The sequence below is a fragment of the Burkholderia territorii genome, assembly GCF_902833055.1.
GTDB lineage: Bacteria > Pseudomonadota > Gammaproteobacteria > Burkholderiales > Burkholderiaceae > Burkholderia > Burkholderia territorii.
On the sequence record NZ_CADFEJ010000081.1, the window covers coordinates 1 to 577 of the forward strand.

Sequence of the window (577 nt, forward strand, 5' to 3'; positions counted from 1 at the left end):
CGAACAGCGTCTCGGTGACGGTGAACAGGCCCTTCAGCACGGCCGGTTCCGGGAAGTACTGCTTGACCTCGTTTTCCGAGAACGCGTAGCGCTGCTCGCGCAGCTTCTCGGCCGCGTAGGCGACGTCCCAGGGCGCCAGCTCGCTCATGCCGAGCGTGCCGGCGGCGAAGGCGCGCAACTCGTCCCAGTCGCGCTCGGCGTGCGGACGCGCGCGCACCGCCAGGTCCTCCAGGAAGGCCGTGACCTGGGCCGGCGATTCGGCCATCTTCGGCGCCAGCGACACTTCCGCGAAGTTCGCGTAGCCGAGCATCACGGCTTCCTCGCGGCGCAGCGCGAGCGTCTCGGCCACCACCTTGGTGTTGTCCCATTCGGCCTTGCCGCCGCCGTATTGCGGGCCCAGTTCCGAGGCGCGCGTGACGTAGGCGCGGTACAGGGTCTCGCGCATCGCGCGGTTGTCGGCGTATTGCAGGACCGGGAAGTAGGAGGGGAAGTGCAGGGTGAACTTCCAGCCGGCCTTGTCCTCGCGCTGCGCGGCCTCGCGTGCGGCGGCGATCGCGTCGTCGGGCAGGCCGGCGAG

Annotated in this window: 1 protein-coding gene; it reads right to left on the reverse strand. The window is 70.2% G+C overall.

What is annotated here, in order from left to right:
* Positions 1-577: M3 family metallopeptidase (locus HW466_RS31100; protein WP_244138251.1), on the reverse strand; the 577-nt coding region annotated here is incomplete at both ends.